The organism is Leptospira ryugenii (genome assembly GCF_003114855.1).
GTDB classification, from domain to species: Bacteria; Spirochaetota; Leptospiria; order Leptospirales; family Leptospiraceae; genus Leptospira_A; species Leptospira_A ryugenii.
Map to the genome: position 1 here is coordinate 433,791 of NZ_BFBB01000008.1, position 17,031 is coordinate 450,821.

General features: G+C 39.8%; 17 protein-coding genes. 4 read left to right on the forward strand and 13 right to left on the reverse strand.

What is annotated here, in order from left to right; all coding sequences use genetic code 11:
* The first annotated feature begins 25 nt into the window (after positions 1-25).
* Positions 26-2,173 carry a sodium-translocating pyrophosphatase gene (locus tag DI060_RS14750; protein ID WP_108977712.1) on the forward strand — a complete coding sequence of 716 codons (2,148 nt, stop codon included), beginning with the start codon at positions 26-28 and terminating at the stop codon, positions 2,171-2,173.
* Between the two features lie 48 nt (positions 2,174-2,221).
* On the opposite strand, the gene DI060_RS14755 is transcribed toward DI060_RS14750, so the two are convergent.
* Genes DI060_RS14755 through DI060_RS14795 form a run of 9 tightly spaced genes read right to left on the reverse strand, consistent with a single transcriptional unit; the run spans position 2,222 to position 10,126 of the window.
* Positions 2,222-2,641: an Ig-like domain-containing domain gene (locus DI060_RS14755; protein ID WP_167837020.1), complete on the reverse strand. Its 420-nt coding sequence runs from the start codon at positions 2,639-2,641 to the stop codon at positions 2,222-2,224.
* Positions 2,642-2,675: 34 nt separating this feature from the next.
* On the reverse strand, positions 2,676-2,978 hold the full coding sequence (locus DI060_RS14760) for a TRL-like family protein (protein ID WP_244594430.1): 303 nt from the start codon (positions 2,976-2,978) through the stop codon (positions 2,676-2,678).
* Positions 2,971-3,219: a hypothetical protein gene (locus DI060_RS14765; protein ID WP_108977714.1), complete on the reverse strand. Its 249-nt coding sequence runs from the start codon at positions 3,217-3,219 to the stop codon at positions 2,971-2,973. Before DI060_RS14765 ends, DI060_RS14760 begins: the two co-directional genes overlap by 8 nt.
* Positions 3,216-3,533, reverse strand: a complete 318-nt coding sequence (locus DI060_RS14770; protein WP_108977715.1) for a TRL-like family protein — start codon at positions 3,531-3,533, stop codon at positions 3,216-3,218. Before DI060_RS14770 ends, DI060_RS14765 begins: the two co-directional genes overlap by 4 nt.
* Positions 3,530-4,438 (reverse strand): hypothetical protein, encoded by a 909-nt coding sequence (locus tag DI060_RS14775; protein WP_244594431.1) that lies wholly within the window; start codon positions 4,436-4,438, stop codon positions 3,530-3,532. The genes DI060_RS14770 and DI060_RS14775 overlap by 4 nt, the downstream gene beginning before the upstream one ends.
* Complete coding sequence (locus tag DI060_RS14780; protein ID WP_108977716.1) at positions 4,435-5,280, reverse strand: SGNH/GDSL hydrolase family protein; 846 nt, start codon at positions 5,278-5,280, stop codon at positions 4,435-4,437. Before DI060_RS14780 ends, DI060_RS14775 begins: the two co-directional genes overlap by 4 nt.
* Positions 5,281-5,282: 2 nt before the next feature.
* Positions 5,283-6,530, reverse strand: coding sequence for a dicarboxylate/amino acid:cation symporter (locus DI060_RS14785; RefSeq protein WP_108977717.1), 1,248 nt, complete (start codon positions 6,528-6,530; stop codon positions 5,283-5,285).
* Between the two features lie 42 nt (positions 6,531-6,572).
* The gene (locus tag DI060_RS14790; protein ID WP_108977718.1) at positions 6,573-9,416 is read right to left on the reverse strand and encodes a DEAD/DEAH box helicase; all 2,844 of its coding nucleotides are present in this window, start codon (positions 9,414-9,416) and stop codon (positions 6,573-6,575) included.
* Positions 9,416-10,126 carry a 7-carboxy-7-deazaguanine synthase QueE gene (locus DI060_RS14795; protein WP_108977719.1) on the reverse strand — a complete coding sequence of 237 codons (711 nt, stop codon included), beginning with the start codon at positions 10,124-10,126 and terminating at the stop codon, positions 9,416-9,418. Before DI060_RS14795 ends, DI060_RS14790 begins: the two co-directional genes overlap by 1 nt.
* A gap of 75 nt (positions 10,127-10,201) precedes the next feature.
* Here DI060_RS14795 and DI060_RS14800 point away from each other — a divergent pair, with 75 nt between their 5' ends.
* Positions 10,202-11,845: an anti-sigma factor antagonist gene (locus DI060_RS14800; protein WP_108977720.1), complete on the forward strand. Its 1,644-nt coding sequence runs from the start codon at positions 10,202-10,204 to the stop codon at positions 11,843-11,845.
* Here DI060_RS14800 and DI060_RS14805 read toward each other — a convergent pair.
* Positions 11,842-12,063 carry a transcriptional coactivator p15/PC4 family protein gene (locus DI060_RS14805; RefSeq protein ID WP_108977721.1) on the reverse strand — a complete coding sequence of 74 codons (222 nt, stop codon included), beginning with the start codon at positions 12,061-12,063 and terminating at the stop codon, positions 11,842-11,844. The genes DI060_RS14800 and DI060_RS14805 overlap by 4 nt on opposite strands.
* Before the next feature lies 1 nt (position 12,064).
* Positions 12,065-12,988, reverse strand: coding sequence for an FAD-binding oxidoreductase (locus tag DI060_RS14810; RefSeq protein WP_108977722.1), 924 nt, complete (start codon positions 12,986-12,988; stop codon positions 12,065-12,067).
* A 188-nt stretch (positions 12,989-13,176) separates the two neighbouring features.
* On the opposite strand from DI060_RS14810, the gene DI060_RS14815 reads away from it, so the two are divergent.
* On the forward strand, positions 13,177-13,398 hold the full coding sequence (locus DI060_RS14815) for a hypothetical protein (RefSeq protein WP_108977723.1): 222 nt from the start codon (positions 13,177-13,179) through the stop codon (positions 13,396-13,398).
* Positions 13,399-13,481: 83 nt separating this feature from the next.
* Positions 13,482-14,273: a DUF7840 domain-containing protein gene (locus tag DI060_RS14820; protein ID WP_135355067.1), complete on the forward strand. Its 792-nt coding sequence runs from the start codon at positions 13,482-13,484 to the stop codon at positions 14,271-14,273.
* On the opposite strand, the gene DI060_RS14825 is transcribed toward DI060_RS14820, so the two are convergent.
* Together DI060_RS14825 and DI060_RS14830 are read right to left on the reverse strand one after the other, a co-directional pair.
* Positions 14,270-14,965 carry a hypothetical protein gene (locus DI060_RS14825; RefSeq protein ID WP_167837021.1) on the reverse strand — a complete coding sequence of 232 codons (696 nt, stop codon included), beginning with the start codon at positions 14,963-14,965 and terminating at the stop codon, positions 14,270-14,272. The genes DI060_RS14820 and DI060_RS14825 overlap by 4 nt on opposite strands.
* Positions 14,886-17,024 (reverse strand): TonB-dependent receptor plug domain-containing protein, encoded by a 2,139-nt coding sequence (locus tag DI060_RS14830; protein WP_108977725.1) that lies wholly within the window; start codon positions 17,022-17,024, stop codon positions 14,886-14,888. The genes DI060_RS14825 and DI060_RS14830 overlap by 80 nt, the downstream gene beginning before the upstream one ends.
* Positions 17,025-17,031: the final 7 nt, after the last annotated feature.

A 17,031-nucleotide genomic window follows, 5' to 3' on the forward strand; every position in this document is an offset into this window, starting at 1 on the left:
ATTTCCATTCCAAAAGAGGATCTTCATGAATGCAGAGCTGATTATCATTGTCATGGCAATTCTATCCATTGTCACGGCGATTTTCTACGCTAGCAGGGTTGTTCGCATCAAAGTTGGCGCAGAGGGCGGCAATGTGGAACAAAACAATCGATTGAATCAAATCGCGTCTGCCATCGCCGAAGGCGCCATGGCATTTTTACTTAGAGAATACCGGGTAATACTCCTATTCATAGGATTTATGACCATACTCATTTTCCTTCTTCTAGACAATCCCAAAACAGATTTTAACGAAGGCTTGTATACGGCAGTAGCCTTTATATCAGGTGCCTTGATCTCTTGTCTTTCTGGCTTTATTGGTATGAAGATCGCAACGGCAGGAAATGTTCGAACCGCACAGGCGGCAAAAACATCTCTATCGGCAGCATTCCGCGTTGCCTACGATTCTGGGGCTGTTATGGGATTTGGACTGATTGGACTCGCAGTTTTGGGTTTGATCGGACTTTTCATGGCATTCGTAGGATTGAACACTGGAGTCGAAAAACATATTCTGATGGAATCTCTTGCAGGTTTTGGTCTGGGAGGTTCGTCTGTAGCTCTCTTTGGTCGAGTTGGTGGTGGGATTTATACCAAGGCAGCCGACGTTGGTGCTGACCTTGTGGGAAAGGTCGAAAAGGGCATACCTGAAGATGATCCTAGAAATCCTGCAACCATTGCGGATAACGTAGGTGACAACGTTGGAGACATCGCAGGTATGGGGGCCGATTTATTCGGTTCTGCGGCGGAAGCGACATGCGCGGCTCTTGTCATTGGAGCCACTGCATCGGCATTAGCTGACAACTCAGCCGCACTCCTCTACCCACTTTTAATCTCTGCAGTAGGCATCCCAGCTTCTTTGATAACCTCCTTTTTCGCTCGCGTCAAAGAAAATGGCAATGTTGAATCCGCCTTAAAATTACAACTCTGGATTTCTACTGTGTTAGTTGCAATTGCACTCTATTTTGTGACAGATATTTTTATGGTCGATAGTTTCCAGATTGCTGAACAAACGATCACAAAATGGAATGTATATATTTCTGTCGCCTTAGGTCTGTTTGCCGGTATGTTTATTGGCTGGATCACAGAAATTTTCACATCTCATTCATACAAACCAGTACGAGAAGTCGCAGATGCTTGTGAAACTGGCGCTGCAACAAATATCATCTATGGTTTGGCATTAGGTTACAAATCGTCGGTTATTCCCGTTGTGCTTTTGGTAATTGTAATCGTCGTTTCCAATATCATCGCTGGTATGTATGGAATTGCTGTAGCTGCCATTGGGATGATTTCTACAATTGCTATCGGACTTACGATAGATGCTTATGGACCCGTATCGGATAACGCAGGTGGTATAGCTGAAATGGCAGAATTAGGAAAGGAAGTGCGGGATCGTACAGACAATCTGGATGCTGCAGGAAATACAACAGCTGCCGTCGGAAAGGGATTTGCAATTGGTTCTGCTGCACTCACCTCACTTGCACTTTTTGCCGCGTTTATTACGAGAACACAGGCTACTTCAAAGTCCCTTGGCGAAGGAGCAATAGATCTTACGTCTATCGAGCTTTTGGATCCATGGGTGTTTGGTGGTCTACTCTTTGGAGCAATGCTTCCTTTTATTTTCTCTGCTATGACCATGAAATCAGTTGGTAAAGCAGCTCTCGATATGGTCAAAGAGGTACGAAGACAATTCAAAGAAATACCAGGGCTAATGGAAGGAAAAGCAAAACCGGAGTATGCAAAATGTGTTGATATTTCTACTTCTGCTGCTCTTCGAGAAATGATTCCTCCAGGTATGCTTGTGCTCTTAAGCCCAATCGTAGTTGGGTATCTTTTCGGTGTTAAATCCTTAGCTGGTCTGTTAGCTGGTGCTTTGGTTTCAGGTGTAGTACTTGCGATCTCCATGGCTAATTCTGGTGGAGCATGGGATAATGCAAAAAAATATATCGAGAAAACAGCTGGTGGAAAAGGTTCTGACAAACATAAAGCAGCTGTAGTAGGTGATACTGTAGGTGATCCTTTCAAAGATACCTCCGGACCATCTATCAACATCTTGATCAAATTAATGGCGATCACTTCTCTCGTGTTCGCAGAATTCTTTGTTTTAAAAGGTGGGGTTCTCCTTTCACTTTTTAAATAAGATTTATGAAGGGGGTCATCTTCGATGGCCCTCTATTCTCTTCTTGGTTCATTCCGTTGTAAATTGAATCGGATAATCGCTACCTAAAGTTTCCCCTGTATTTGCCTTGAAAGCAGACCTGATTGTTATTGTATAACTTGCCCCACTATTGAAGTTTACATTTGGTCGAACAGTCAATGTTAGATTGTTGGCAGAAGCATTTAAGCTTGAGATAGAATTGCTCGCAGGTTGGGAGAAAGCAATATTTGAGTTAATTGAACTTACATCGATAGATTTATTGAATGTCACGACAATATTTGAGGAAACGCTGACACCTGTTGCTTGGTTTGCCGGTACAGAAGATGTGACTTGGAAAGGACCAGTTGCGGTCGTTGGCAATGCTATGATACCAAGCAGTAAGGGTTCTGGCTTTGGGGTGCAGGTGCAAGTGGAAATGAGCAGTAAAAAGTGGATCGCTCTTTTTATCATGGGTAGGCTCATTTCTTTACATATCTATTAACGACTAATTTCCTTTAACTATGGTGCAAACTTTTGCATACAATCCTAAAAATTGAACTGTGCTTTGGTCTATTCCATAGACCTTGTCTATGTTACCGTCTAGTTTCGCCCTGCCAATGCTTGCATCCCCCAAGGCTAAAATTCCCAGGTAACTAAATGTGCAGGATTTTCCTTCCTTTGGGGAATCCTGTGATTCAGCCTGTAAACTCATCCTCTGGTTTGTGTAGAGCAATCCCTGTGGTCCGTGTAAATTGGACGCACAGTTTAGAAAAAAAATGAATAGAGCGAAAGGGAGCTGTTTAAGCACGTAATTCCTTATCTAGAGCATCGGAGAGCTGGTTTTGAAGCCGTATCAAGTCACCAAGCAATTTCTGGATTTGCTCTTCTTTCTTTTCAATTTGCATTTGGATCAAATCTATATCCTTATTTCGTTTCTGCCCCTTTTTCTCTCTATGGAATTCTTCTAGTTTATGAACGAGACTTTCGTATAACTCGCCTGACTTCAATTGCTTTGAAAATTCAGCTAGTTTATCAAACTCTTCAGTCATAATCCATAGACTTGGGTGCAGTATTCTTGCAATATTAGAAACTGTGTTTTGAGAGACCTTTGGATAGAAGTAATTTCTTTTATCCCTGCTCGGTTTTTTGCAAGTTCAGCACTACCGTCGCCAAAGGATACTAAACCAAGATACGATTGAATACAACTTTCTCCGACTCGAAAGTTATCCTTGCTACTTGCCGATTTTGCATATACCCCATCTATTCCTTTGTTGTAGAGAATTGTGTTCGAGGGAAAACCATTTTGTACGGAAATACAACGAAAAAGAAAGATACACAATAGACTGAACCCTATTCTGATCATTGTGTTTCTACTGTACTTTCCTTATCTTTATTTTCTTTATCTTCAGTCTTTTCATCTTTGGATGTAGGTGTGTTTGGTTTTTCTGGCGGCGCTTCTTTCGGTACAGTATCGAAGAAATAGAAATAGGAAAATCGCCAACCGCGATCCATCGAATTTTCGTCTTTATTTAATAGAGGTACTTGCAGAGAGAAAGCAAAGGCTCCGTACGTTTCTGTTTGGAAACTTAGCCCTGGGTATAAATTTGCAAAACGAGTTTTTGTATCGACAGTTTTGTTGAAGGGTTCTCGGTATTCCAATTCAGAAAAAATTCGCAGGGAGTCAGAAATGGCAAAGGACGGGGCGATGCCTAATTGGTAATATCTACGAAATTCCTCTAGCTCAGATTCACGAAATCTACGATTTGTTTCTGTTTGGAATCGAAGTTCAGATAGAATTTGAAACCTCCCATACATATAACCTATTCCAATATTGGGACGAATTTGGTAGTAGTCTGGGTTTTCACGTTCTCGGATTTCAGCATTTCTTTTTTGGTCAAAAGCTCGGATGCCACCCCCGAGAACAAACTGTCCGCCACCTAGATCCCAGGATTTTGCATATTTGATTCCTATTTGTAAACGATCCCAAGATACCTCAGGTTTTGTGTCTGTGATTGAGTAGCGACTCCTACCAAAACTTCCTAGAATAGAAAAATTGCTCCAAAACTTGTACTCTCCTTCAAAATGAATGTTCCGATTTTCTTCATAAACACCTAATATGCGTTTATCCCAAAAACCGTATTGGATTTTTATTTTGTTATAAGTTGTAATCGGTTCAACTTGCAGGGGGTGCGAAAATCCACTGGACTGCGCATAAAGACTCGAAAGGGAGGATACAGATAGAATCGCAAAAAAAATCCTAACTTTCATTTGGTAACTCCTGTGATCGGAGAAATAAAGGTACTGATTTGATTACCTAAGATACGGAAGCCTAGATCATTGGGATGGATGCAGTCCAACATATTGACTGAGGCTGAAATAGGCGGGCCTCCCAAAGTTCTACGTAGATCTAGATAAATAAAGTTTGTATCTTCCGTGCTCATTTTTTTTAACATTGCGTTGAACTGATCTAGTGTCCCTTGAGTAATACTTGGAACTTCGGATTCCGTAAATCCGGCATTCGTAAATGAAGCCTTGCAACCATAGGTGATCGTAGGTGATAGTTGAGGCATAAATGGATTGGAATAGTCGTAACCATGTATAACCCATTTTAAAGTGTTTCCGCCATATTTACTGATTTTATATGCATTTCCTGTATCCACCATATTTTTCAACTGTGTCTTTAGGAGTGCAATTCTCTTGGATCTCTCAGCATCCACTCGATTAAAATATAGATTTACATCCGTTAAGAGATCATTTCCACCTAAGGATAGAAATATAACACTTATTTGTGGGCCAGCTTGATCTATGACTTGGTAATGAAGGCCTTGGTTGATGGCATCTTGCAGGGTTCGGCCTCCTAATGTAGCACCTACAACCTGGTAACCATGGTACTTTTCCAATTGCACTCTGAGTGTCTCTACGAAAGGATAACCAGCAAGTAAGTCCGTCCAACTATCACCCACCATTCCGATTCGTGAAGGAGTCTGTCCATTGCAGGCAGCCAATGTATAACATAGAATTTCGAGCGATAGATTTTGTGAAAATTCTTTCTTTGTATCACAGGAAAGAAATGAAAATAGGAGGAGAACGTAGAGAATTTTATTTATCATGTTTATTTTTTATCCGTATATGAATCGATAACAACCGTTGCAACGAGATCTCCCGAAAGATTGATGGCTGTTCGGCACATGTCCAATATTCGATCTACACCAAAAATAAGGGCAATGCCCTCTATAGGAATTTGAAAACTTTCTAAGATTGAGCCGAGAATTACAATCCCAACACCTGGTGTCGCTGCGGTTCCAATACTAGCACCTACTACCGTTATGACCAAGAAGAAAATTTGTGAGGTACTTAACTCAATTTGAAAGACTTGGGCAATAAAAACTGCGGCTACTGCCTGGTACAGTGCGGTACCATCCATATTGATGGTTGCACCCAATGGTAATACAAAATCAGCAACCTTCTCTTTTACGTTTAATGTTTGTTTTGCTATTTTAAGTGATACAGGCAATACTGAACTAGAGCTAGAAGTTGAAAAACCTAAAATTTGTACCTCACGAATTGATTTTAAAAAATTTAAAATGGAAACTTTCGTAAAAGATTTCAAAATGATCATATAAAAAACAAGCACGGTCACTAATCCGATCATTACTGTAAGAACATATGCCGAAAGAGCTGCGATCAATTGTAATCCAATATGCGCAATCGAGAAAGTAATCAAACCAAATACAGCAAAGGGAGCAATGGCCATGGCAAGACCGATTGTCCACAGAGAAAATGATTCTATTGCTCTTAGAAATACTTTCCAGGTATGTGAATCGCTTGTTTGAGAAGTTAATAAAAAAAGGCCAAGAAAGATTCCTAGAATTACCAAGGATAGCATCCGATTTTCCAGAAAGGCTCGGATTATATTTTTCGGAATGGTTTCACTAACCATTTGTGGGATGGATTCCATTTTTTGGTTGCTAACGGGAATTTGATTCGTAATGGAAATTGAGTTTTTGCTAGCATCAGTGATCCATTTCCCTGGCTCTATCCAAGTAACAAAAAAAATGCCAATCAAGATTGCGATGGTTGTAGTAGTGATAAAGTATAGCATCGTTCTCAAGCCTATGGTATATAACTCAGAGAGTGAGGACAAACTAGAAACTCCTAATGCAACAGATGCTACAACCAAAGGACCCATAATCATTTGAAGAAGATTCAAAAAGAGGTCACCCGGTAGTTTGAACCAAACCGTGATTTCGCTAGCTAGTTTAGCATTTACTATGCCAGTTTCAGCATGGAAACACAAGCCTGCAGCGATGCCTAAGAAAAGAGCAGCCAAAATGCGGAGCCAAAATGGTATGCGAGACATTTCATAAGAATCGCAATTTAGCGGTTGATTGTAAAATCTATTTTAATAGGAAATATATAACTGAAAGAGTTCGATTTTTTGGTTAATACGAGCCCCTTGCTTCATCTTCCTCAATTCAATTTCATATTGTTCTTTAGCCGTTTGAATTTCCTTGAGGGTTCTGTGCATCACTGCTTTTTTTTCCGGTCGCGAATCCCACTTATAGGCAGCTTCTTGTCGCATCAGCTTTTCTTCTAGTTGGCGAAGTAATTTCTGGTGTGAAAGTTCCATTTTGTACTCTTCTTTTTGAAAAATAGATAGAGTCTCGTTTACAAGAGACTCCTTTCTCGCACCAACCTCTTCTACGATTTTTGGATAAACAGTGATGTATGCATGCTCTAACTTTGAAATGGAAAGTTCCTTCTCAGGGACATACGTTTTCGCATTTTGCCAATCGGAAGTTAACTCTTTAACCACACTGATTTTCTTTGTTTTGAGGTCATATTCGAGGAAAAAGAGTTCACGTCTGAGAAGAGAAAATTGAAATTCGACAAGAAAAATGAAAAGTAAACGATCTTTAAAATTTGGTGTGATGACATATTTCTTTTTGTTTCCGATTAAGGAAGAAGTTAAAAGTTCTGTCACCTTTTCCACATAGGGATGGCCAAAAGCTAAAAATTCTAATGTATCATTTGTAAGAGCCAAATCTGAATCAAATGTTGCTAATTTTGTTTTGCCCTCTGCATTTGTGTATTCTAAGTTCCCTTGACGATTGGTTTTCAAAACTCCGGGCAATGAATTGCTGAAAAACTTAGATCCTTGCATAACTATTTCTTGCAAATGATTATTGTTCCATTCACGTTCATCTGATGTATGCTCGTAATAATCCGTTAGGTTAAAATCTAATAATTTCGGAGTTACAAGAGAGTTCAATTTTTCAAAACCTTTTTTTGCAATTTGGATACGAAGATCAAGTTCAGATTCCATTTCTTCTTTGGTCTTTTTCCCTGAAATGAAATGCATAAAACTACTGTTAAAATCTAGCTCTTCTTCTATCGTTCCCAGGAGTTCGTCGGAAGCACCAATTGCATCTTCAAATAATTTGATTTTATTGGTGAGTACTTCCAAAATTCTTTCCGCAACGGTATCTTTGGAGGCAAAATTAAAGATATACACATCGTATTTTTGTCCAAAGCGATGGATACGTCCGATTCTCTGTTCTATTTTTAGTGGACTCCAAGGCAAATCATAGTTGATTAAAATATTTGCAAATTGAAGGTTTCTACCCTCACCACCTGCTTCTGTACAAATCAATACTTCTGTTTCGTCTTTAAATTTCTGGATCACTCTTTCTTTTTCATCCATACTAAGGGATCCATGGAAAGAAGATACAGTAAACTCAGGTTCTAGTAGATTTTGGATATGATCTTGAGTTGTTCGAAATTGCGTAAAAATGATGAATTTTTTATGTCCTTCTTTTTTGAGTTTGGACAAAGTCTCTTTCAGTTTAATAGATTTTTTATCTTCTTTGATTTGTTTTCCCAAGTGGATCAAGCGGTTTAGAGTGAAGAGTTCCCGTTTGGTTCTTTGGAAGCTTGACATTTCCTCATCTTCCAATTCAGAGATAAAATCTTCGACTCCTTCGGTTTCATCTAAATCCCAATCATCGACAGAAATAGAATGCTCTTTCATGTAATGGAATTTTGATTCTAGCATGAATTTTCTTTTCTGTAGTGCTGATAGAAGGGCAACCACCGATGAATCCAATAACTTTTGAAATACGATCATTACAAAACCCACGGCTCTGTTTTTAGTGCCCATGGCTAAATTGTATTCACGTTTTACATAATCGGTAGTCTCATCATAAAATTGACGTTCGATAGGCGATAGATCAATCCGAACCGTTTTTGCAAATCGTTTTGTGAATCCTCCTACTTCTACTTTTCTTCTACGTAGAAGTATTTTTGAGATCTTTTCTTTAAGATCTGATTTGGTTCCTAAAATATAATCGTTAACGAAGCTGTGATAAGGACCAAGTATGTTAGGATCCACAAGGTGAGTTAAATAAAAAAGTTCCTCAAGTTTTCCACGAAACGGAGTTGCAGTCAGCAAAAGGAGACATTCTGTTTTGCGAGCTATTTTCTCTGCAAATAAATAGCTTCGGGTGACCTTGGAATAATCACGTCTTAAGCGATGCGCTTCGTCAAAGACAACAATGTCCCATTTTACTTTTAAAATTTCTTCTGCATACTTTGGATTTTTGATAAAATCGATAGAAGTAATCACTTTATTAAAGTTTTTCCAATGCAGATCGCCATTTGTTATGAAATTTTTTCTACGTATAATTTCAAAATGTTCGTTGAATTTGTTTTTCATCTCGTGTTGCCATTGAACAAGTAGAGGTGAGGGTGTTACGACCAATACCTTCTTTAGCCCACGACGAAAGATTAGTTCTTTAACTGCCAAGCCAGCTTCTATTGTTTTTCCCAATCCAACTTCATCAGCTAAGATAAACCTTGGTTTTAAACTATTGGCTACGATGAATGTGGATTCAATTTGATGGGGGAGAAGTCGAGTTCTTGAGTTAGAAAGAGATGAAAGTTTATTAAAGTTATGTGTCTTTTTTAATTGGTGTGCAACAAGCGAGATCTCCATCGCCTTGGGTAGTTCTTCCCAGTCTCGTAAAGCATTCGGATAGTTTCGTAATAATACGAGTTCTGATTTCTTCTTTGGAATAGAACGTTCTGATTCAGAGAAAGGAAAGTAAATTTTAAATTCAGAAGTTGTTTCTTCTACGATTTGACCGAAACCTAATGATGGTTCATCGATTAAAAATGCAAATTCTTGCTTTTCATCTTTTACTGAGATGGATTCAAAATCTAGACTTAGCTGTGTCTGAATTTGCATTAAACTCCTTTTTGATTACCCCAGAGAAACTTATGAATTTGTAACGACAAACGAGCCTTAGGTGGATTTGCAATTTTTAGCCATTCCACGAGTTCTTTTGGATCTAAATCCTCGAATACTGCTGAAAAAAGGATGTTTGCGTCGGTGTTGGTTTCACCAATGATTTCCAAACTTCTCTGAAAATCGTATCTATCACGAACGACGAACTTAATTTCGTCAAGAATATTATGTCTCTTTTTTAGGATTTCAAAGTTTTCCCTATGCATCTCAGATTCCATCCCTGAGCCAGGTAATTTGTAGTCTAGTGTGTAGACCCGAGACTCGGAGAAATCGATGAGCTCCTTTCCATTGGTTTCGATACGTGAGGCAGGATAAGGAAGGGAATGAGAGGTACGGTACGAATAGATTCGCTCACTCAAGGCCCGAGTTTTAGTTCCGTTTTCTCCTTCGAGAGGTTCTCCGCCCGTGATCAAAATTTGTTTTTTATCAGCTTGCGGAAACTGAGAAAGGGATTCCAAAATCTGTTCTATGCCTAGCTCCTTACCTTGTTTCGGGCCTAAGGCATAGGGAGTATCGCACCATAGTTTTTTTTCTTTTGTCAAACCACAGCGTAGACTACATCCAGCAAAGCGAACAAAGATCGTAGGGATTCCCTGGGAGATACCCTCACCAGAAATAGATTCATAAATCTCATGTACGTAACCTAGCATCGTATACCTTCTCCAATACAGGAAATTAGAAATTGTTCTTGCGGAAAGTGAAAATAAACATAAATTCATTCCGTTATGCAGATTGATGGAAAACTGGAATACCCGAATATAAAGCCAGGTAAAACCCAATCCAATCATTTACTCCTTCGATTGAAATCACCACCTAATCCAGCTATTACGCAGCGGCAACCTCTTGTGATCGGTTTAGCAATTGACAAAAGTTGGTCGATGAAAGGGGAAAAGATGGAGTCGGTCATAGATGCATCTTGTTCTCTTGTCAACTGGCTAACTCGGCATGATGCTCTTTCCATTGTTGCTTACTCTGCTGATGTTCAGCTGATACAACCAGTTACTCACCTGACTGAAAAAATTTCTGTTTCTGATCGCATCCGAAATATACAAGTTGGTACCTCAACCAATTTAAGCGGTGGATGGCTATCAGCTCTACGGTCCGTGGAGTCATCCAAGATTAAAAATGCATACAAAAGGGTAATTTTACTTACAGATGGAAATCCGACTTCTGGCATCAAAGAGCCAGAGGATTTAATTCAAATAGCAAAGGATCACTTTTCTCGAGGGATTTCAACCACTACAATCGGGGTAGGCGATGATTTTAACGAAGCAATTTTAATGGAAATTGCCAAAGCAGGTGGCGGCAACTTTTACTATGTAGACAATCCTGAGATGGCCACGGATATCTTTTTTAGAGAATTTGGTGATATTGGTGCTTTGTATGCCCAAGCAATCGATATCAATCTTGAATTCGCTCCAGGAGTCCAATGCAAAGAGATACTCAATGATGTTCCTATCCAGATAGCTGAGGAAATTGACGAGTTCCAAGGCAATGGTGAAAATATAGCCAGACAAAAAGTTAATATCCAGGTTGGAGATTTGCGTTCTGATGACTTAAGAAGTTTAGTCATTAAACTTGAGATAGGCGAGTCTGCGAAGGATTTTCAGGGTGATTTATTCAAAGCAAAGGTAACTTACTATAATCTTCTGGACCACATGAAACTTGAGTCAGTTGATTCTAGTTTTCCTTTGGCATTTTCTGATCTGGAAAGTAAGCAAGATCCAGATGTTTTGGTTGAGATTCTCATAGCCGAAACCGCTCGAGGGATTCATCTCATTTCGAATGCTGTTGCCAGAGATAATTTGGATGAAGCGAGAACCATTCTTTTTGGTCTAATGAAAGAAATAGAAGCAAACAAACATTATTCTCCAAACGCTTTAAATTCACTACTTAGTAGATTATTTGCAATGGACCAAAAAATACAAGAAAAGGCAAGTAATCTAAGTAAACATATCTTTGCAGGTTCCTCTATGATTGCGAAAGGTCCTGAAAAAATTGATCTAAAAGATATAAAGGTGCATAATGAAATTTTTGAATTTCAAACGCAAGGGGATATAGACCTTTATAAATGTCCCGAGATTAAATCAATCATAGAAAAAAAGTTAGGTGAGGGATTCCGTTTTGTGGTATTTGATATGAAAGCTACGGCACATATTGATTCCTCAGCTATAGGTACTTTGATCCAAATCGTAGGTTGGTTGAGAAAACGTGGTGGAGAATTCTCCGTGTGCAATTTACGAGATTCTGTTAAGAAAGTTTTTGAAATCACACGACTCTACAACCATATCCGTGTCTGTGAGTCCCTGAGTGATGCCAAAGAGGTTCTAGAAAGAATCGCTTTGGCAAAGGAAGGAGATATGGTTTAGGCTAACCAACGCTCAGCTTCTTCAATCGCATCTTTGAGTTCGCCAATGATAGAAGGAGAGAGTGCTATACCTTTTTGAGTGGGTTTGTATTCGCCGTTTGCGTCTGTATACCAAACTCGGATGTTGAAAAAGGTTTGTCCTTTGTACTCAGAAATTTCAACTCGGACGATTTCTCCTCTTCCTTTATCAATGTCTTTAATGATGCCTGTTTTTGCCATATTAGTAAGTCTCCACAAATAATTGGTCTTTGGACTCCAAAGATTTTTTGAAATCTTCGTAAGATTCTGAGGAATTCATAGCAATTCTCATCTCCTCGATGACCCCTTTTTCCATTCCCTTAGGACCTCCGCAGATGTACACTCTTCCGTTGGATTCTAAGGACGGTTTGATTATGGAGGCTAGTTCTTTCACTTTGTGCGAAATGTACATTTTGCCACCATCGAAAGGATTGATTTCTTCCCGACTGATAGCCTGAATGAAATGAAAATTTTTATGCTTTTGGGCCATGGATTCAAAATAATCTTTTAAGACAATTTCGTCCGAGTAGGGCGCGCCATAGATCAAATATACATTTCCTTGGAATTGAATTAATTTATGTTCGAGAATTTCCTCCACCATACCAAAGAAAGGTGCTATCCCCGTTCCAGTGGCACAAAAAAAGAGATCTCCGCTAAAATCAGCCAAAGGCAGAATGAACTTTTTCCCTGCAGGTCCTGTCATGGTAACTTGGTCACCTGGTTTCAAATTGCACATATAATTTGAGCAGACCCCAGAGTGCAGTAAATTGCCTTCCGTGTCGTAGATGTTATCTCGTTTAATGATAAATTCGATGCTATCCTTTGTTTTTCCAAAACTTAGCGAAGGCGAGGCGATAGAATACAACCTAACCGCATAGGAGGTGTCCGGGGATCCCTTTTCGACTTTTGCCTGGTCTTCTCCTGGGGGGATGACACCGGCACTCTGGCCTATTAAATAAGGATATAGGTCATGTGATAGAGCAATTTTGATCCTATGGATCGCAGATTCTCCTTCCTGACTGGGTCGTTTTCCCTCTCCTTTGGCTGGAGTCAGCCTTTCATTGGAAAGAACGGTTCCGAGAATGGGATTCGATTTTTTGAATAAGTTAAGTTGGGGTGTTAACACATCAGTCCTACTTTCCTCAGGATTTTTTCCTAGGGGGAGGAGTCAACGAAAGCAAAAAGGAAGCCTTTCCCTTTCTTTTTTCTTCAATTATTATGTCTCTTGATTGACGTTTCGGAGGAAGTTTTTAGTCTTTAGCCATCCGGCCTTTCCTGCCGATGTTCCTAACAGCCTAGAGTAAAGAGACGAGTATGCTTTCTATTGAACCTTCTGATTCTTCACGTGCTCATTCAAACCAAACAAACCCTCTTTTGAAACGAAAACTGGAACTTTATGCAAAACAACTCCTGACCGCTTTCAGCCCAGCGCTGGGAAACGAGGCAGAAACTTGGTGCGTCTTTGACCTGAGTGGGAAATTGATCTCTCAGGGAAAATTGGCGCCAAAACCCAAAGAACTGGACTCATTATTCTAGCCTGCACCTCATTCTCTGTTCCTTTCATGATTAGGATGGATTAGGGACTTACCGCTCCTCCTATCTCTTTTTTGACCCCAATCATGTTCCTGATTCGTTTCTTATTGTTAGTCATCCTCTTTTCTGCCTTAAGTCTTTTGATTGAAGATTCACTTTCAGCTCAAGTGCTTGGATCCCAAGAACATGGAAATCACGGTATGGGATTGACTCTGGGACATTCATCCAAGGGAGCATTTTCAGAACTCGACTTCCGATACAAAAGTCATGATCTATTAAATTATAACCAGGGTTACCAAAACTTTTCCGAACGTTCTGTACTTAAAGGCAAAGTGCGGTATTATTCTGAGGAGGGAAAATGGGAATTATTTAAATTAGATTTTTACCAATTCCTTTCCTTGAACCAAACAAACTCATTCTTTACTCCAAATAGTGTTGGGTTCAAATTTGGCTTTGAATCCGTGACTATACAAGAAAGGACACGAATTTTAAATTTGAATGGAAATGATGAAAAAAGAATCACCGCACTCAATATAGATTGGAAACAAGGATACTCTCTCTTGGGTTCGCAAGCAAAAGAAGGTGAAAGATACTCCGTTTCCTTTCTGGGTGGTATCAAGGCCCAATACCACCCTTCCTTCAAACAAAATGTACGTATGGGTCCTCAGTTATCCCTTCTCTACACACATGAGTTTGGACGATATAAATTGATACTAGAATCAACTTACTTTTACTTTCGTGCTTTGGGGGAGAGGAATGATTTTCAAAACTCCCTAATGATACGTTATTCTTTGGATGTGAACCAAGAGTTAAGATTGGGAATTTCACAGTCCCAGTTCATGAATGATCTGACACTGCAATATCTTTATTTATTTTAATCTTCTAAGATAATACGCACTCGTTCAGAATTGTATCGATATGCGGTTTCTGAATGTGAGAGATAACCATATGCGCCGAGCTCAAACAAAAAAGAGGCTGAAATTCCATACCCTCCATCTTCACGATTGTCGCATGCCTTTTGTTTTGCGGGAGAAATCCGAAGATCTCTTGGATTGAGAAATTTATATTGGTCGGGACATTCTGTATGGGAATAAGATTTGCCATCCGCATGCCTAGCTTCATGTAACAAAACCAAAAAACGGTCTAAAGGTGATAATTGGAAAAATTGTTTCCCAAGGACTACCTCATTTTGATGGAAATAGGCTATGTAATCACCTGTTGAACCAACAGAATAAGATTTGATTCTGGATTGTACCCAGTGTTTAAGTTTTTTTCCAGAAAAAGGGAAATTGAAGATTTTCTCAAAATTGGAGTGCGTTTGGTACGTTTTCTTATCAATTTTTAATTTTTTTGGTTCTAAACTCTCCACATAACGGTAGGTGTCTGTCAATAGTCTAGATTCTTTGGGTGAAAGCTGGCCATCTTCAGCATGGAGAGTTCCGCCACTTAACAGGCACCATCCGCAGGCAAAAGCAATAAAGATAAGAAACTTAGAACTGAGCCTGTAAACCGCCGTAGTAAAATCTTGGACGGATCGGATTGTAAATAAGCTCGTACTTATCCAGAACATTGTCTACACCTAAAAACAAGGACATCCTTCCGTCGAAAAATTTTTTTTCAAACCGAACATTTATCAGCGGAAATTCTTTTCCATAGACGGCTCTGTTATTGTTAAAAAATGGATCGTTCCGATTCTCAATTAAACTCGTACTTGCCCCAGCAAAGTCAGTGGTTTGCGAAAAAAACGGCCGCCGACCAACCCATTTTGTTCGCAAAGCAAACTCCCAGCCTTGGGGTAACAACAAAAAGTAGTTAGCTGTTGCCTGGTGGACAGGCCTTCCTTCCAATGGCCTATCAGATGTAAGGTCACGAGTCTCGGTGTAGTTGTACCCCAGTTCAAATTGGTTGTATTTCAGGAATTTGGTTCGCATCCCGAATTCGGCCCCTCTTGTATAGGCTTCTTTAATATTTGTTAATTGAAAGGTAGCAAATTCCCTTGAATTTGTTCCAAAATTGTATTGGATTAGATCAGTGATCACATTTCTGAAAACACTCATCGAAAGACTCAATGATTTGAAGGGATTGTATTCGATATCCGCATTCACTGTGCGAGACTTTTCGGGTCTCAATTGGGGATTCCCTTCAACTACATATCCGACTCCGGGATTTTCAAATCGCAAATATAGTTCTTGGAAGGTAGGGGGTCTAAAGCCAACACCATAACTGGCTCGTAGTATGATTTGGGAAGTTAGGTCAAGGCGGGTTGCAATTTTTGGTGTAGTCTGACCACCAAATTGAGAGTCTACGTCATGCCGAATGCCCGGGATGATGCGCCAAATGATTCCGTTTCTGTATGCAGTCCATTCATCCTGTAAAAAAACAGCCCTTCTCGTTCTGTAAGCAAATCTCTGCGTCAGTCGATCAGATTCCAGTTCATTGGCATAAGATTCAAACCCAACAGTCATCATATGCCTGTCTGTTAATTCATGGTCGAGTTGTATGGTGCCTTGAGAGGATTGGTCATTCGTGAGTTCTTTGGAATCCAACTCATCGGAACCTCTTTGGTTTAAAGAAAATTTATTTTCCCATCTAGCATAATTTCCTCGGAAAGAGATCATATTTTTTTTCCCATAGGAATACTCCAAGGCGCCTAAACCGAGAAAATCATTGGTAGCATTGGTACGGTCAAAAACACCACCTGATGTTTGTGAGATAACACCTTGTTGGAACCTACTTAGATAAAAAACTCCAGTTTTTACTTGGAACTTTCCATCCGGATTAAAAGTCATATTGGAACCAACATTTGAATCCTGGAAGGCATTCCCAGTTGTGGCTTTGGTGCTCGGATCTAAATCATAACCAGCAGATTGATTGAAACCACCTGTAAAATTTGCGGCGACAAACGGGTTTCGGAAGCCAACATCTGCGATCATATTCTTTTCGCCTTGGGTTCCAAATTGGATTTGCCGCCCATTGCCATACGTTGCTCTGAATTGGTAGTGCTCTGGTTTCTCTGCCTGCCGGGTGATGATGTTGATGACACCGCCGATCGCATCCGCGCCGTACAAAGCAGAAGAGGATCCTTTCACGATTTCGATCCGTTCAATATTTTGTACTTTGAATCGAGTGAGATCAACAGTATTGTTCAATCTACCCGCGATTCTTTGTCCATCTACCAGAAAGAGTACATACTTTGAATCTAAACCCAACATTTGTACCTGCGAACCTCCCAGGGCATTTGGGAGTACGCTAATGCCCAACTGGGTTTCGAGGACCTCACCCAAGTTGCGAGCACCTGTTTGTTCAATTCTCTTCTTGGAAATTACCTCAGTTGCAACTGTGGAATCCTTTAGTCTACGCTCACCCCTTGAACCTGTAACTACAATTCCATTTTTGCTATCCAGATCTTTTAAGTGGTCCTCCTCTGCAGGTGTAGGCGTTGCCTCTACTTTTTCTTCCACCTTACCCGCGTTTTCTGGTACTTTAGTGGTTTCCTCAACAGGGATAGCTTCGGACTCCTTAGTTTTCTCTACTGGAGTTTTAGGATTCTGTTTAGGTTTGGTTTGGGCGAAGATAGAAAATGATAAACTAAGACAGACTATGAAAATAGATCTTAATACAAAAGACATGGATTGT

What these genes read in the sequence shown, in the direction of transcription:
- DI060_RS14750 (WP_108977712.1), top strand. Translation starts at nt 26, where the DNA reads ATGAATGCAGAGCTGATTATCATTGTCATGGCAATTCTATCCATTGTC.
- DI060_RS14755 (WP_167837020.1), bottom strand. Translation starts at nt 2,641, where the DNA reads ATGATAAAAAGAGCGATCCACTTTTTACTGCTCATTTCCACTTGCACC.
- DI060_RS14765 (WP_108977714.1), bottom strand. Translation starts at nt 3,219, where the DNA reads ATGACTGAAGAGTTTGATAAACTAGCTGAATTTTCAAAGCAATTGAAG.
- DI060_RS14770 (WP_108977715.1), bottom strand. Translation starts at nt 3,533, where the DNA reads ATGATCAGAATAGGGTTCAGTCTATTGTGTATCTTTCTTTTTCGTTGT.
- DI060_RS14775 (WP_244594431.1), bottom strand. Translation starts at nt 4,438, where the DNA reads ATGAAAGTTAGGATTTTTTTTGCGATTCTATCTGTATCCTCCCTTTCG.
- DI060_RS14780 (WP_108977716.1), bottom strand. Translation starts at nt 5,280, where the DNA reads ATGATAAATAAAATTCTCTACGTTCTCCTCCTATTTTCATTTCTTTCC.
- DI060_RS14785 (WP_108977717.1), bottom strand. Translation starts at nt 6,530, where the DNA reads ATGTCTCGCATACCATTTTGGCTCCGCATTTTGGCTGCTCTTTTCTTA.
- DI060_RS14790 (WP_108977718.1), bottom strand. Translation starts at nt 9,416, where the DNA reads ATGCAAATTCAGACACAGCTAAGTCTAGATTTTGAATCCATCTCAGTA.
- DI060_RS14795 (WP_108977719.1), bottom strand. Translation starts at nt 10,126, where the DNA reads ATGCTAGGTTACGTACATGAGATTTATGAATCTATTTCTGGTGAGGGT.
- DI060_RS14800 (WP_108977720.1), top strand. Translation starts at nt 10,202, where the DNA reads ATGCAGATTGATGGAAAACTGGAATACCCGAATATAAAGCCAGGTAAA.
- DI060_RS14805 (WP_108977721.1), bottom strand. Translation starts at nt 12,063, where the DNA reads ATGGCAAAAACAGGCATCATTAAAGACATTGATAAAGGAAGAGGAGAA.
- DI060_RS14815 (WP_108977723.1), top strand. Translation starts at nt 13,177, where the DNA reads ATGCTTTCTATTGAACCTTCTGATTCTTCACGTGCTCATTCAAACCAA.
- DI060_RS14820 (WP_135355067.1), top strand. Translation starts at nt 13,482, where the DNA reads ATGTTCCTGATTCGTTTCTTATTGTTAGTCATCCTCTTTTCTGCCTTA.
- DI060_RS14825 (WP_167837021.1), bottom strand. Translation starts at nt 14,965, where the DNA reads ATGTTCTGGATAAGTACGAGCTTATTTACAATCCGATCCGTCCAAGAT.
- DI060_RS14830 (WP_108977725.1), bottom strand. Translation starts at nt 17,024, where the DNA reads ATGTCTTTTGTATTAAGATCTATTTTCATAGTCTGTCTTAGTTTATCA.